This window comes from Mucilaginibacter antarcticus (assembly GCF_042686155.1).
GTDB lineage: Bacteria > Bacteroidota > Bacteroidia > Sphingobacteriales > Sphingobacteriaceae > Mucilaginibacter > Mucilaginibacter antarcticus.
On sequence record NZ_JBHUON010000010.1, the window covers coordinates 56,251 to 71,094 of the forward strand.

A 14,844-nucleotide genomic window follows, 5' to 3' on the forward strand; every position below is an offset into this window, starting at 1 on the left:
GGATGAACCAAAGCGGCCCATTTTTTGTAGTTATCTGTAAGACATCTATAAAAACGACAATGAAAAATTATCTGCTATTACTATTTGTTTTGATCGCTCCGTTTGGCTTAAAAGCACAAACCAAGGTTACCCTATCAAAAGACACCACTACTTACGACGCCTCAAACATTGAAAGGCAACCAGCTTTCCCTGGTGGTAAAGACAAGTTCATTAAGTTTGTTTCTGTGACACAAAAATACCCGGCGACCTCTCGCCAAAACAACATACAAGGCGATGTGGAATTAAGTTTTTTGGTTAATACCGACGGAACACTATCTGACATTAAGGTTGCCAAAAGCCTGGCAGAAGATTTAGACCAGGAAGCTATCAGAATTTTAAAACGTAGCGCTAAATGGGTTCCCGCTAAAAAGAATGGAAAGCTGATTGACTGCGCTGCTACAGCTACTATAAGTTTTAAGTCAAAATAGTTATAAGTAGTAGATTCATAACAAACTACCCTAATTCTAACTAAACAAAAAAGCCGTTCCGGAATATCCGGAACGGCTTTTTATTTAGTTATTTTTAAGATTACTCAGCTGCAGGAGCTTCTGCTTCTTCAGCATCAGCAGCTTTCTTTTTTGGAGCAGCAGCTTTCTTTGCTTTAGGTGCTTCTTCTTCAGCCGGAGCTGCAGTTTCTGCTACAACCTCAGGAGCAACTTCAGCAACCGGTGCGGGTTTAGCCGCAGCCTTAGCTTTAGGTGCCGGTGCAGCATCTTCTGCTACAGGTGCAGTTGCAAAAGGAATTACAGAAACGTATGAACGGTTGTCTGCTTTCTTTTTGAAAACCACCTCGCCTGCTGCTAAAGCAAATAAAGTATGATCTTTACCTAAACCTACGTTTAGGCCTGGGTTGTGTTTGGTACCACGTTGACGTACAATGATGTTACCTGCAATTGCCGGTTGACCACCAAATATTTTGATACCTAAACGCTTGCTATGTGATTCGCGGCCGTTTCTTGAACTACCGGCCCCTTTTTTGTGTGCCATTTCTTATATTTTTATGATCCGGATAAACCAAATCGTTTTAAAAAACTGATTATAAAACTATACCAGTGATCTGGATCTTGGTGAATTGCTGACGGTGACCGTTTTTCTTTTTGTAACCTTTTCTTCTTTTCTTTTTGAAAACGATTACTTTATCACCTTTTAAATGAGACAAGATCTTAGCTGATACTTTAGCGCCACTCAAATCAGAACCTAATTTGAAGCTACCTTCGTTTTCTGCTAACAACACACTGTCAAATTCAATACTAGCGCCCTCTTCTCCTTGTAATCTGTGTACAAAGATCTGCTGGTCTTTAGCAACTTTAAATTGCTGTCCTGCTATACTTACTATTGCGTACATGGTTTGTTAATTATTGTTTTTTATTAATTTTTCGAGGTGCAAATATAGATAATTGTATTTTAAAATACAATATGTAACGCATCTATTATTTCTCTTGCGCAGCCTCTGCCCTGGCCAGCACTTTTAATATCTCTTTTACCAGGCGCTGGTTGGCGTCAACCAAACGCTGGTTGCCAACAAAATTGGCATCGTAAGTCACTTTCTTTGATTTACGTTGATATTTATATTCGATGATATAACGCGGTGGTTTGGCACCTGTGGTAACGCTATCCCCCGTTTCGTTAACAGGAAAATCCCAAAAACCCAGATCAGCAGCCTTGCGGTGCAAATAAAGCAGGTCAGCATCAGAAAGCTGAAGCTTCTTTTTCACCAGTGAGTCCTTGCGATCCAGGTATTCATATTGAGAAGTGGCCGAATTGTATGTGTTAACCAGTTTATCGCGTTCGCCGTATTGAATGCTAAGCGACTCGAATTCGGCATATTTATAGGGCGCGTTCTTTAGCATCATACCGTAATAATAGATGCAATAAAACAGAAATGGCAAAACAATGCTTAACCCTAAAAATATTCTCTTCCCCTTAGTTAAAACCATGCAGTTTGATTATTGATTTATCAGGTTGCGAATTACGTAATTATTAAGCGATTATTTGTCGACTTTTAGCCATAAATTCATAAAACCGGTACTACTCATTAATCGCTACCTGGTTGCCGTCGGTCAACTCTCCCTCCCATTTACTGACAACTGCTGTTGCCATTGCATTGCCTAAAACGTTGGTTGCAGAGCGGCCCATATCCAATAACGGATCTATTCCTATTAATAAAGCTAAACCCGCTTCGGGGATATTAAACATGGCAATAGTACCGGCTATAACCACTAATGATGCACGGGGCACCCCGGCTATACCTTTACTGGTGAGCATAAGCGTTAGCAACATGGTTAGCTGCTGCGCAAAGGATAAGTGTATACCATACGACTGCGCCAAAAACAACGAAGCGAATGTCATATACATCATGGAACCATCCAGGTTAAACGAGTATCCCAATGGCAAAACGAAGCTTACGATTTTGTTGCTGCAGCCAAAACGCTCCATTTCAATCAATACCCGTGGGTAGGCGGCCTCGCTGGTTGAGGTGCCAAAAGCTATTAGCATGGCATCTTTAATGCTGCCGACTAACTTGAACGCACGGCCTTTCAATACAAAGAATCCTGCGGCAATAATAACCATCCACAACACAAAGAGCGAAAAATAAAATTCGCCTATAAATAAAGCATATGTTGAGAGAATGCCTATGCCCTGCTTGGCTACTATAGCCGCAATGGCGCCAAAAACCGCGAACGGGGCTAAACGCATTACATAGCCGGTTATTTTTAAAATAACATGGGCAATGGCATCAAATGCCACTACGACAATTTCGCCTTTAGGGCCGATTGATGCCGTAGCAACACCAAAGAAGAGGGCAAACACCACAATCTGCAATATCTCATTATTAGACATCGCCTCGAAGATACTTTTTGGGAAAACGTGGCTGATAAAGTCTTTAAGCGAAAGAGCGGTTTTCTGGATATCCGTACCTAAATGACTATCAGGCAGCATCAGGTTCATATTGCTGCCGGGCTGGAACAAGTTAACCAACACCATACCCAACAATAGCGATACTAGTGTAGCACTCAAAAACCAGAGCAGAGTTTTGCCGCCAATACGCCCTACCGCCTTAATATCGCCCACCTTAGCTACGCCAACTACCAGCGTAGTGAATACCAGGGGCGCAACAATCATTTTTATCAGTCGTAAAAATATGTCGCTCAATATGGTGAAGTATTGCACGTCGCTCTCGCGCAGTACATCGTTCTCTTTACGGATCTTAGCCTGGGTTACACGCTCGGCTTTTAGTTCTTTAAAAGCGGTCGCCGAGGTATCGGTTAGTTTTATAAGTTTATTGTCGATAACTTTTATGGCGGTTTCGGCGGCACTAATTTTGTTATTATAGGGCGCAACAACACTTACGTTGTAGATGTAGCCAACCACAACGCCAAAAATAAGCGCAATGAAAATGTAGAGCGTCAGTTTATTTTTTGTCATGTATACAGATTCTTTAAAAACTGGTAACTGTTAAAAGCGTAATATATTTAGCGGAAGCTCTTTAACATTTAAGCGTTAAATATAGGATGCGAAGCTACAACTATTTACTATTTTGCTAAAAATATAAATTTACGCCCATGACTACCGCCGTTTATGGCTTACAGGATATAAAAAAAGAGCTGCAGCACCTATCGGGCCAGCAAATTACGGAGCTGTGCCTGCGTTTGGCACGTCATAAAAAAGAGAATAAAGAACTATTAGCCTACCTGATATTTGAAGCAGATAACAGCCCGGCATTTATTGAAAAAGTAAAGGCCGAAGCCGGCTTTATGTTTAGCCAAATGCCCGTGCGCAGTTATGAAGCTGCGAAATATCTGCGAAAGATATTGCGGCTACTTGGCAAGTATATCAAGTTTATGGCATCAAAAGAAGCTGAGACAGAATTGTTGATAAACTTTTGCACCGGCTACATTCAGTATGCCGACAGGCGCACGTCTTACAAACCTTTACGCACGATATTGGTAAGGCAGGTCGAAAAGACACGTACTGCTATTGGTAAATTACACGAGGATCTGCAATACGATTTTATTACTGATTACAATGCTATGCTAAACGATGCCGGCAAAAATTTAAGCTGGTTTGATAAGGATAGCTATTTGTTGTAACAAAGCAGTTATCTTTGCATCTAAAACCCAAACAACAAAACTTAAACTGTGGCCGATAAGGAAATTGTCTTTAAACAAATTTTTGAAGCTAATTCAAAAAAGATATTTCATTTGTGCTATGGTTATACCGGGGATGATGACGCTGCGAACGACCTTTTACAGGAAACATTTTTAAAAGTATGGCAAAACCTGGATAAGTTTAGAAACCAGGCTATGATATCAACATGGATTTACCGTATAGCGGTTAATACCTGTTTAACTTATCTAAGATCAGAAAAACGCCAGGCCAAGGATGAACTTACCCCAGACATTGCCGAATCGACAATGGAAGAGGTGTCTGACAAAAATGAAAAGGTAGCCCTATTGTATAAATGTATATCCAAATTAGAAGAATCTGAAAGAATTATCATAACTATGGTGCTTGATGAATTACCATACAACGAGATTGCCGATATATCGGGCATATCTGAAGGTAATTTGCGGGTTAAAATTCACCGCATAAAACAGAAGTTGACAGAATTATATAATCAGTATGAAAGACTTTGATCATTTAATGTCGGTTTGGCAAGAGCAGCCAAACAAGGATCAGCTTTCAGTTGATGATGTGCTGAAACAGGTAAATAAAGGTATGAGCAGCATCAGCCAAAAACTACTTTGGGGCGTTGCCATTATGTTTACTTCGTTTATTGGACTGCTAGCAGCAATGCTATTTTTCGTTTTTACATCCTTGTTAACCTACATCGGTATTGTTATATTACTTATCACCCTGTTGTTGTACAGCTTTGTTATGCTGCGGGATTATCGCCTTATCAGCAAGCAAGACATTACCATTAACCCTACCGAATATCTACAAAGCCTTAAAGAATATCAAAAAAGCCGCGCCGAACTGTACGGCTGGTTGTTTTACCTTTATGTTATTTTATTAAGTGCCGGCCTGGTGTTGTATTTGTACGAGGTATTACAAAACTCTACGATCTTATTTAAAGGCATAGTTTATGGTAGTGGGGCCCTCTGGTTTTTGTTTTGCACCTTCTACCTTAAAAATCGTTTTGTCAAAAACGAACAAAGCAAGATCAGTGATATGATTGAGAGATTGGAGCGCCTGCAAAATCAATTCGACTAATAATGCCCTCTGTAATTTTTTTAGATTGTTATATGATGCTCGCCATTTCTTTATATTTTGGGGTGTTGTATAACAAATGAAAAGCACCCCTTACAATCCTATTGTACGCATAACACTTGTACTAAGCATGGCCCTATACCTTGCCGCTTTAACACAAGAGTGTTATTGCACCAGCATGGCTTGTGGCGGGCATTGGAATGGATTATCAATTGTTGCCCTTGGAGCTATAGGGGGCATAATGAGTATTGCCGGGTTAACGTGGTACGCTAACCCACTGTTGTGGGCGGCATGGGCGCTACTGAGCAAGCAACCAAAAAAAGCGGTAATTTTCAGCTCAATAGCATTGGCCATTGCTGCCTCATTTATGCTGTTTAAAGATATCACCGATATCACCCCAGGTCGCAGCGCAGAAATTACCAACTACCTTGTTGGATATTGGCTTTGGCTTAGCAGTATGGCCACCATGGCTGCAGGAAGCTTAATAATATATCTTCGGGAGCGTATATTGAGTCCAAAAGCTAAAGAAGCGTTGATTTTAAAAGTTGATTTCAATAATCGTTGCGGCGGCGGCATTAAGCTACCTACCAAAGGTGCCGTGTACAAAAATGGCAAGAAAAAAGTCAGACTTTATCACGGCTTAAAAGCCATCATTTGGGATGCCGATATTCACGACGCTAAAAATGATAATCTTGCCGTAAAGGCTTTAATACTTTACAGCACGCTCGAAGAAAGTTGGATAGCATCATTTAACTATGACGATTTGAAGCACGAATCTGAGCGTGAAGAGCCGTTATTAAATGACTGATAGTTAATATATTCCCCTCAGCTATAATAGGCTAAAAACAAACATCCGAATAAAAACCTTTTACGTATCTACTCCAAACAACTGCTGTTAGATACAAAATGATCACCTTTTTTTACAAGATCTTTCCTGCTTCACGCATCTTAACGACGTTGCTGATAATTTCTATTGTCGGGCTTAAAACTATGACGGTGGTAGTTAGGGCGGTTGAATTTAAGAAGGAAGTGGTGTCAACTCAAAAAGCGGACCTTAACGAAGATAAGAAAGCAGCATCAGAAGATAGCAAGGAAACGTTCGCCGCGACGCTAGTGCAAGCTTTTGAACATCGGGTTTTATTAATCAGTGCCGTTAACCATCCTTTCAGCTATGCTATAAGCTATTGCATAGCTTGTCATCAACGGATACCTACTCCGCCGCCAGATCTTACTTAACTTTTTACAGTTAATCCATCGCCTTTATACGCATCAATTTACTTATAATCAATTAACAAATCTATTATGAAAACAATTAACACCTATTTATTTAAGCTGGGCATGTTTTGCGCGGCTGGTACCCTAGTAATATCATCGTGTTCAAAAAACAACGACAACCCACTTGGCCCTATAGCGCCTATAGACGAAAGCATAGCAGGACCTAACGTATCGCTATTTGCGTTATCATCCACCAATCAATTATTAAGCTTCAACGCACAAAACCCCGCTGCTACCACTCCTATCGCCATTACGGGCTTAGCTTCGGGCGAGACTATTTTGGCTATTGATTTCCGCCCGGCTACCGGCCAACTATATGGTGTTAGTACCACAAGCTCTATTTATACTATTAATACTACTACCGGTGCCGCGCGTATTGTAGGTACCGGCCCTTTTACACCGGTAATAGGCAGTAATGTTTTAGGCTTTGATTTCAACCCGACGGTTGATCGTATTCGCTTAGTAACGTCAAATGGCCAAAACCTGCGTCTACACCCTGAAACCGGCGCTACAGCCGCAGTAGACGGTGTAATAAACGGCGTAACAAACCCTGGCGTTACATCTGCAGCATACACACAAAATCGTGCTGGTGCAAGCGCAACTATCCTATATGTTATAGACATTAACAACGATAAATTGTACAAGCAAGACCCACCAAACGATGGGAAATTGGTTGAGGTTGGCAGTATTGGCTTCGATATCCAGCAAGCTGCTGATTTTGACATCAGCCCGTCTGGAGTAGCGTTTGCGAGCTTGAAAAAAGCTGGTGTAACCAATTTATATACAATAGACCTTAACACAGGCAAAGCTACCCGAATTAAAAACGATTTTAGCGGTAACATTATTGGTTTAGCTATCCCAACCGAGCCTGTGGCTTACGCTGTTAGCAGCGCTAACGAATTGGTTGTGTTTAACCCCATGACAGGCACGTCGGTTGCTAAAGCGATCAGCGGTGTTGTTGCTGGCGAAACTATCCTTGGCCTGGATTTCCGTCCGGCTACAGGCCAGTTGTATGGTTTAGGTAGCAGCAGCAGAATATATGTGTTTAACACTTCTACCGGCGCGGCTACTGCAGTTGGCGCGGCTCCATTTGCTACCTTACTTACAGGTACCGACTTCGGCTTTGATTTTAACCCTACGGTTGACAGGATTCGGATTGTTAGCAATACCGGCCAAAACCTGCGTGTTGTACCTACCGACGGTACTATAGCCTTTATTGATGGTGCTTTATCACCGGGAACACCGTCTATTACCGCAGCAGCTTATACCAATAGCTTTGCTGGCGCTACAACCACTACTTTATTTGATATTGACACTCAAACCAACAAATTATATAAACAAGACCCACCAAACACAGGCACCCTTGTAGAGGTAGGTTCGCTTGGTGTTACTGCTACTGCAACTAATGGTTTTGACATTGGCGGCACCAGCGGTACCGCTTATGCGCTATTAACTGTAGGTGGCGTAACAAAGGTATATACTATTAACCTTACCACCGGTGCGGCTACTGCAGGCGCAACACTTACCGGCACATTTAAAGCATTTGCTTTAGGTTTAGGATTCTAATTTCCCACCCTATACTACCTTTATAAATAAGGCCCTGATCATTTGAACAGGGCCTTATTTATTTTTCCTGCTCATATGCTATCTGCATAAACCTTAATACCTCTTCATTGATATCCTCTGTGTCAAGTACCCTTAAGTGGTGGTTAAACTGTGACTGCCCGGGCACCGGCCCTATTTTTTGGAAACACATATTATCATGATAAGCCTGCCTGAACGGAAAAACAACATGAATAAAATTCTTGCCTAATTGTGTTACCCAGGCAATGCGTTTGTTGGCATTCGATATCCCAATCATGGTTTTAGTGGGTTCGATGGTGATCTCGCCTATCTTTTCAAACTCATTGATAAAATGGTGAAACAGCATCAATGTATGCGGTGATTTACCGGCGAGGAAATGGGCTATTTGATGATTGTGTTCCATTGAAATAAATAGTAAAGCTATCCTTCTAAATTTTCTAAAGGTAAGTACGAAACCATAACATGCATGCTTCGGGGCCCTCAGCATAACAGGCCTATTTTGGCCGGTTAATTACAATATCGAGATAATTTCATTAGCACCCCAGCGCTCTTCTATCCCCAAGCCAAATAAAGCGAAATCATATTTTACCGGATCTGTCGGATCAAATTCGCGCAGGCGTTGGGTAAGCTCAGTAGCCGTTTGCCAGTCGGTTTGTTTACGGGTAATAAGATTTAGTTTACGCGCCACACGGTCTACGTGCAAATCACAGGGCATAATAAGATCAGCCGGCTTAATCTGGTTCCAGATACCAAAGTCTACCTCCTTATCATCCTTGCGCACCATCCAACGCATAAACATATTCAGGCGCTTACAGGTAGATTTTTGCGCCGGCGACGAAACGTGTTTTTTTGTACGATGCGGAAAATCAGGCATCGAAAAAAAGTATTTTCTGAAATGATTTAGACATCGTTCGGCAGGCTCACCGGCAGATTCTTCGCTATCGCTCAGAATGACAGTTTTATCGGGGATGAACGCGTCCTCTAAAGATTGATGGTTTTCATAGTGATATCTAAAAAAAGCGATAAAATATAGCGTATCAATATCATTAAAGGTTCGATGCTTAAAATGCAAAAGTTTCTTTAAGTCGATGGCCTCATGATTCATGATGAAATCATAGGGCGCGCCATCCATTAAAGCGATGAGTTCTTTGCATTTATTAATAATAGTAACCCGCTGCCCCCAGGCTAAGGTAGCCGCCCAAAACCCCATGATCTCGATATCCTGCTTTTTAGTGAACAAATGCGGGATACCAATAGGATCATTCGCTATAAAGCCAGGCTGGTTGTATTGAGCTACTTTGGCATCGAGGAAAGCGCGAAGGTTTTCAATCATTATATTAGTTGCAATGGCAGTTGCTGTAGTAGTAATGTTAAGTGCTGCTACAAGTGCTCGGGCTACTTAAGCTAACGCTTGTATTAAATCCTCCAGCAAATCATCCACATCCTCCACTCCTACGCTTAAACGCAGCAGGTTATCAACTACGCCAACCGCTTCGCGGGCTTCTTTTGGAATAGAAGCATGTGTCATGGTAACGGGGTGATTGATCAATGATTCTACACCACCTAATGATTCTGCGAGCGAAAAGACTTTAAATGAACTTGCTATTCGGAAAGTCTCTTTTAAATCGGCAGCTTTCAAGGTAATAGATATCATCCCACCAAAATCGCGCATCTGCTTTTTGGCAACTTCGTGGTTTGGATGATCTGTAAAGCCCGGCCAGTAGATCTTGTCAACCTTAGGGTGAGTTTTCAAAAATTCAGCTATAATGCGGCCATTCTCACAATGCGCTTTCATCCGCAGGTGAAGCGTTTTAATGCCGCGTAGCACCAAAAAGCTATCCATAGGCCCCGGTGTAGCACCGCAGGAGTTATAAATGAACCAAAGACGTTTATAGAGGTCCTCGTCGTTTAACATTAAAGCACCCATTACGACATCACTGTGGCCGCCTATGTATTTGGTAACCGAGTGCATTACCACATCGGCACCCAAATCAATCGGGTTTTGTAAATATGGGGACGCAAAAGTATTATCAACAACTGTCAGCAAACCTTTCTCTTTACCAATGTCGGCAACAGCGGCAATATCCACTATCTGCATGGTTGGGTTGGTTGGTGTTTCTAACCAGATGAGTTTGGTATTACCGTTGATATATTCCCGTATATTTTCGGGATTGGAAAGATCAATAAAATGGAATTTGATACCGTAGTTAGCAAATATCTTAGTGAACATACGGTACGAGCCTCCGTACAGATCATTACCGGTGATGACTTCGTCGCCCGGCAAAAGCAGTTTCATTACTGCGTCGGTAGCGCCCATACCGCTCGAAAAAGCCAAACCATACTTAGCATTTTCTAAAGCAGCCAAACAAGCTTCTAACGCTTTACGGGTAGGGTTTGTACCACGCGAATACTCAAATCCCTGGTGATCGCCCGGCGACCTTTGCCAATACGTAGACGTCTGGTATATCGGCGTCATCACCGCGCCGGTTGATGGATCAGGCTCCTGACCCGCGTGTATTGCTTTTGTGGCGAATTTCATAGTGTGCTTTTTAATTTACAGACAAACTAAAAGCGTCATTGCGAGGAACGAAGCAATCTCTACATAGGACATTCGCTATGCAGAATTCTAAAATTGGTCTCTGAACCCGCCGCAAAGATATTGCACTTTGATTAGCATGCATAGAGATTGCTTCGTTCCTCGCAATGACGAGTAGAATAAGGTTATCGATAGCTAATATGCCCTTGCAAACAGTACTCTCTGCGTGCTTGGGTTACCAGTGACAATACACTTGCCCTCTTCTTGCTTATTATCTAAAGGAATACAACGTATTGTCGCTTTAGTTTCGTCTTTTATTCGTTGTTCTGTCTCGGATGTGCCATCCCAATGTGCCGATAGGAATCCAGGTTTTTCGTCTAGCAGACGCTTAAACTCGTCATAAGTGTCAACTTCGGTTGTATTTTCGGTGCGGAAGTTTGCAGCTTTACTATAGATGTTTGTTTGAATTTCTTCTAACAATTTTTCTATATGATCTGCCAATCCTTCCTGGTTAACCGTTTCCTTAGTTTTAGTATCACGACGAGCCAACTCAACTGTTCCGTTTTGCATATCACGGCTACCTATGGCAACGCGTACCGGAACACCTTTTAATTCGTACTCTGCAAACTTAGCGCCCGGGCGATGCGTGTCGCGTTTATCAAACTTAACTGATATATCTTTACCTTTCAACGCTTTAGATAGCTCATTAACATACGCAGTGATGTTTTCCAGCTCTTCGTCATGCTTATAGATGGGCACTACAACAACCTGTATCGGTGCCAATTTTGGAGGTAGTACCAAACCCGCATCGTCAGAGTGTGCCATGATAAGCGCACCTATTAAACGGGTGGAAACGCCCCAAGAGGTAGCCCAAACGTAATCTTGTTTATTTTCTCTAGTAGTAAATTTAACATCAAACGCCTTGGCAAAATTTTGCCCTAAAAAGTGCGAAGTACCTGCTTGCAAGGCTTTACCATCTTGCATTAAAGCTTCAATGCAATAGGTATCTAAAGCACCTGCAAAACGCTCGTTAGCGGTTTTGCGGCCCTGCACAACTGGCAATGCCATAAAGTTTTCGGCAAAATCAGCATATACACCTAGCATTTGCTCGGTTTCTGCTATCGCTTCTTCGGCAGTTGCGTGGGCAGTGTGGCCCTCCTGCCATAAAAACTCGCTGGTGCGTAAAAACAAACGGGTACGCATTTCCCACCGCATTACGTTTGCCCATTGGTTAACCAAAATAGGCAAATCACGATATGATTGTATCCAGCCGCGATAAGTGTTCCAAATAATAGTTTCTGATGTTGGGCGGATGATTAGTTCTTCTTCCAGCTTAGCTTCTTCATCAACTATGATGTTGCCTTCGCCGTCATTTTTAAGGCGATAATGCGTAACCACGGCGCACTCTTTGGCAAAGCCTTCAACATGGCTGGCTTCTTTTGAGAAAAACGACTTGGGTATCAATAACGGGAAGTAGGCGTTACTGTGACCTGTTTCTTTAAACATTTTGTCTAAAACAGCCTGCATTTTCTCCCAGATTGAATAACCGTATGGCTTAATTATCATACAACCCCTAACCGGCGAATACTCGGCCATGTCAGCCTTTATAACCAGATCGTTATACCATTGCGAATAATCTTCATCTTTACTAATAACGCCTTTGCTCATTTTGATTTTATGGAATAGATTTTGACTGTTTATTTACTTAGTTTTGTGGTCAAATTTATAAATTTATATTTATTAGCACGCCAATTAAACCAACGTGCCTGATATTAGTCCAATAATATAATCAAATCAACCTAAAATGAAAAGGAACCTGCTAAAGGGAATTACCATTTTGATCAGTGCGGTAGCATTGAGTTCCTGCTCTGAGCTTAGTAAGCTTGCAAAAACATCATACGCGGGCGACGACGTATATTATACTAAAGCGCAGGCCGGCGATACGTACGATAATTCGTCAATGTATACGCAGGCAAACAATACCAATACCCGTAATGACGATTACTACTATTATGGGGATTATCAAACCCGCATAAACCGTTTCAGCTATTCGTCACCTTTCGCATACGATTACGATTATTACTACGATTACAACCCATATTACGCCAATACTTATAGCTATGGCTTCGGCGGTGTAAACCAAGCCCCTGTATATGACTATGCTTACTCGCCTTACTATGATATGGGGGTTTATTCGGCCTATGATTTTGGTTACGGCAGCTATTGGGGTGTTGGTAACTACGGTTACGGAAACATTTTTTCAAGCTTTATAGGTGGTGGCGGTGTAAGCACCCGCAGCCGGATAAAAACCTACCCTTCAGTTGGTGGTGTTATCGTAGGCAACGCGTCAAACGCTGGCGGGCTTGCGTTTACCCGCGGTGGTACTGGTGGCAGCGCAGCCTCTGCAATACAAAACGGTTTAAGTTTTAGCCGTGGTTCTGTAAGTTCAGTTTATCCTAACAGCCGTCCACTTAGTAGCAACACAGTTTACCCCGGCAGGCCAAACTCTAATACTACCAGTCAGGTAACGCCATCCGGCACCAACCGCAACCCCACTAATAACCAGGCAGTACGCCCTATGACTGAAGCCCCGAGGACTTATACCCCACCCCCAACTGTGGAGCGTGCGGCACCACCAAGCCAAAGTAGCGGTGGCGGTAGCTCATCTGGCAGCAGTAGCAGCAGCGGCGGCGGCGGCAGACCAGTTAGGCCTTAACACATCGCACTATGAAATTAAAATATACACTTTTTTTAATTGCCTTTGTGGCAGTTAGCAACTCAACCTTTGCCCAATTTGCACGGGATGCTATCCGTTTTTCCGGCTTTCAAAACGGCACGACATCTCGCTTAAAGGGCATTGGCAACGCAGGTACAGCTGTTGGAGGCGATTTAAGCTCTATTAGCAGTAACCCCGCCGGTCTTGGTTATTTCACACAATCAGAATTTAGCCTTACCGGCGAGTTTGATAATCACACTAGTGATGCAACCTATCTGGGTAAACAACAAACAGCAACAAAGGGCACCCCTAACTTGAGCCAGTTTGGCGCGGTATTTTATACCCGTTTAAACACGCCACGTGGTCAAAATAAAACCGAAGGCTTTGTTAGTCTGAACTATGGTGTAGCTTATAGCCGCACCAATAATTTTGACGAGCGTGTAAATACCAACGCCTTAAACAATACTAATACTATCAATAATTATTATGCTAACCTGGCTAATAAAGAAGGCGTCGATAATGGCACACTCCAGGATTGGGCTTTTCAGCAACAGTTGATAAGCCGCTATGGCACATCAACCAACAATTCCTTTGCCCCAAATTCATATCCTGGTGTAAATCAAACGGGGTATATCAACAGATCCGGAGGACAAACCGCGTTAGACTTTTCGGCGGGTACAAATTATAACAATAAGCTTTACCTGGGCTTAAATGTGAGCATTGCCAGTTTGCGATTTAAATCGCAAAAAACATTTAACGAAACGGGTAAAGCTACCCTACCGGCTACGGGTGGCGCGGTTGACCGCAGCTTTAATTCGCTCTACAGCCAAATGCAGGAAACTAAAGGTGAAGGTTTTAGTGCCAAGTTAGGTGTAATATACAAAGTAATGGAATATTTACGCTTGGGTGCTACTATTACGTCACCCGCATTTTTAACGCTGGATGACACCTTTGGCGAAACGCTAAATACATCGTACAATGGCGGAGGCATTTTCGAAGACGGTACGGAATATCCAACCACTTATAATCTCCGTACCCCTTATAAAGCGTCGGGCGGTATGTCGGTATTTATTGGTCAATTTGGTTTTATCACCGGCGATGTAGAATATGTTGGTTACAAAAGCACAAACATCAGCAGTAACGAATATTATAACAACGGCTTTGATTTGGATATTATTAAAAAAAACTACTGTTCCGTTGTCAACTTGCGTGGCGGTGCTGAAGCTAAGATTGCTAAGTTTGTATCATTACGGGCGGGTTACAGCCTGCAGCCAAGCCCTTTGCAAGTGGGTGGTTTCGATACCAAAACCTTAACAGGCGGTTTGGGCGTACGTGTTGGTGGCTTGTATGCTGATGCAGCTTACATGCGTGTAACAGGTTCAAGAAATGAGCTTTTTTATGATATTCGCGAAAACTCACCTGTTGCCAATATCAACCAGCGTAACAACAATTTCTTTTTAACCGTTGGCTTTAGATATTAACT

17 protein-coding genes are annotated in these 14,844 nt (G+C 42.4%); 9 read left to right on the forward strand and 8 right to left on the reverse strand.

Translation table 11 applies throughout. From position 1 onward, the window contains the following. Window positions 1-59 precede the first annotated feature (59 nt). Window positions 60-467: an energy transducer TonB gene (locus ACFSYC_RS10110; RefSeq protein WP_377126634.1), complete on the forward strand. Its 408-nt coding sequence runs from the start codon at window positions 60-62 to the stop codon at window positions 465-467. A gap of 100 nt (window positions 468-567) precedes the next feature. Here the strand turns inward: ACFSYC_RS10110 and rpmA are convergent, their stop codons facing one another. The 4 genes from rpmA to ACFSYC_RS10130 form a co-directional block, all read right to left on the reverse strand. Beyond that, window positions 568-1,026 (reverse strand): 50S ribosomal protein L27, encoded by a 459-nt coding sequence (gene rpmA / locus ACFSYC_RS10115; RefSeq protein WP_377126637.1) that lies wholly within the window; start codon window positions 1,024-1,026, stop codon window positions 568-570. Between the two features lie 49 nt (window positions 1,027-1,075). Then, window positions 1,076-1,384, reverse strand: coding sequence for a 50S ribosomal protein L21 (gene rplU, locus ACFSYC_RS10120; RefSeq protein WP_377126640.1), 309 nt, complete (start codon window positions 1,382-1,384; stop codon window positions 1,076-1,078). An 85-nt stretch (window positions 1,385-1,469) separates the two neighbouring features. Continuing rightward, a complete protein-coding gene (locus ACFSYC_RS10125; RefSeq protein WP_377126643.1) occupies window positions 1,470-1,976 on the reverse strand; it encodes a hypothetical protein in 507 nt (168 codons plus the stop codon). A gap of 91 nt (window positions 1,977-2,067) precedes the next feature. Continuing rightward, window positions 2,068-3,465: a dicarboxylate/amino acid:cation symporter gene (locus ACFSYC_RS10130; RefSeq protein ID WP_377126646.1), complete on the reverse strand. Its 1,398-nt coding sequence runs from the start codon at window positions 3,463-3,465 to the stop codon at window positions 2,068-2,070. A 137-nt stretch (window positions 3,466-3,602) separates the two neighbouring features. Here ACFSYC_RS10130 and ACFSYC_RS10135 point away from each other — a divergent pair, with 137 nt between their 5' ends. The 6 genes from ACFSYC_RS10135 to ACFSYC_RS10160 all read left to right on the forward strand — a co-directional run bounded on the left by ACFSYC_RS10135 (window position 3,603) and on the right by ACFSYC_RS10160 (window position 8,091). After that, the gene (locus ACFSYC_RS10135) at window positions 3,603-4,130 is read left to right on the forward strand and encodes a hypothetical protein (RefSeq protein ID WP_377126649.1); all 528 of its coding nucleotides are present in this window, start codon (window positions 3,603-3,605) and stop codon (window positions 4,128-4,130) included. A 48-nt stretch (window positions 4,131-4,178) separates the two neighbouring features. Continuing rightward, on the forward strand, window positions 4,179-4,676 hold the full coding sequence (locus ACFSYC_RS10140) for an RNA polymerase sigma factor (protein ID WP_377126652.1): 498 nt from the start codon (window positions 4,179-4,181) through the stop codon (window positions 4,674-4,676). Beyond that, on the forward strand, window positions 4,663-5,253 hold the full coding sequence (locus tag ACFSYC_RS10145) for a hypothetical protein (protein WP_377126655.1): 591 nt from the start codon (window positions 4,663-4,665) through the stop codon (window positions 5,251-5,253). The genes ACFSYC_RS10140 and ACFSYC_RS10145 overlap by 14 nt, the downstream gene beginning before the upstream one ends. Before the next feature lie 76 nt (window positions 5,254-5,329). Beyond that, on the forward strand, window positions 5,330-6,058 hold the full coding sequence (locus ACFSYC_RS10150) for a hypothetical protein (protein ID WP_377126658.1): 729 nt from the start codon (window positions 5,330-5,332) through the stop codon (window positions 6,056-6,058). Window positions 6,059-6,156: 98 nt separating this feature from the next. Then, window positions 6,157-6,486, forward strand: coding sequence for a hypothetical protein (locus tag ACFSYC_RS10155; RefSeq protein ID WP_377126661.1), 330 nt, complete (start codon window positions 6,157-6,159; stop codon window positions 6,484-6,486). 66 nt (window positions 6,487-6,552) lie between these two features. Further along, a complete protein-coding gene (locus tag ACFSYC_RS10160) occupies window positions 6,553-8,091 on the forward strand; it encodes a DUF4394 domain-containing protein (protein WP_377126664.1) in 1,539 nt (512 codons plus the stop codon). A 58-nt stretch (window positions 8,092-8,149) separates the two neighbouring features. Here ACFSYC_RS10160 and ACFSYC_RS10165 read toward each other — a convergent pair whose 3' ends face one another. From ACFSYC_RS10165 to proS, 4 genes are all read right to left on the reverse strand, one after another. Next, on the reverse strand, window positions 8,150-8,512 hold the full coding sequence (locus tag ACFSYC_RS10165) for a DUF5655 domain-containing protein (protein WP_377126667.1): 363 nt from the start codon (window positions 8,510-8,512) through the stop codon (window positions 8,150-8,152). A 108-nt stretch (window positions 8,513-8,620) separates the two neighbouring features. Continuing rightward, the gene (locus ACFSYC_RS10170; RefSeq protein ID WP_377126669.1) at window positions 8,621-9,442 is read right to left on the reverse strand and encodes a TIGR02757 family protein; all 822 of its coding nucleotides are present in this window, start codon (window positions 9,440-9,442) and stop codon (window positions 8,621-8,623) included. Between the two features lie 66 nt (window positions 9,443-9,508). Further along, entirely contained in the window at window positions 9,509-10,648 is a 1,140-nt protein-coding gene (locus ACFSYC_RS10175; RefSeq protein ID WP_377126672.1) for a cystathionine gamma-synthase, read from the reverse strand. A 192-nt stretch (window positions 10,649-10,840) separates the two neighbouring features. After that, window positions 10,841-12,313 carry a proline--tRNA ligase gene (gene proS / locus ACFSYC_RS10180; RefSeq protein ID WP_377126675.1) on the reverse strand — a complete coding sequence of 491 codons (1,473 nt, stop codon included), beginning with the start codon at window positions 12,311-12,313 and terminating at the stop codon, window positions 10,841-10,843. Between the two features lie 136 nt (window positions 12,314-12,449). Here proS and ACFSYC_RS10185 point away from each other — a divergent pair, with 136 nt between their 5' ends. Together ACFSYC_RS10185 and ACFSYC_RS10190 are read left to right on the forward strand one after the other, a co-directional pair. Next, window positions 12,450-13,361 (forward strand): hypothetical protein, encoded by a 912-nt coding sequence (locus ACFSYC_RS10185; protein ID WP_377126678.1) that lies wholly within the window; start codon window positions 12,450-12,452, stop codon window positions 13,359-13,361. An 11-nt stretch (window positions 13,362-13,372) separates the two neighbouring features. Next, window positions 13,373-14,842, forward strand: coding sequence for a hypothetical protein (locus tag ACFSYC_RS10190; RefSeq protein ID WP_377126681.1), 1,470 nt, complete (start codon window positions 13,373-13,375; stop codon window positions 14,840-14,842). Window positions 14,843-14,844: the final 2 nt, after the last annotated feature.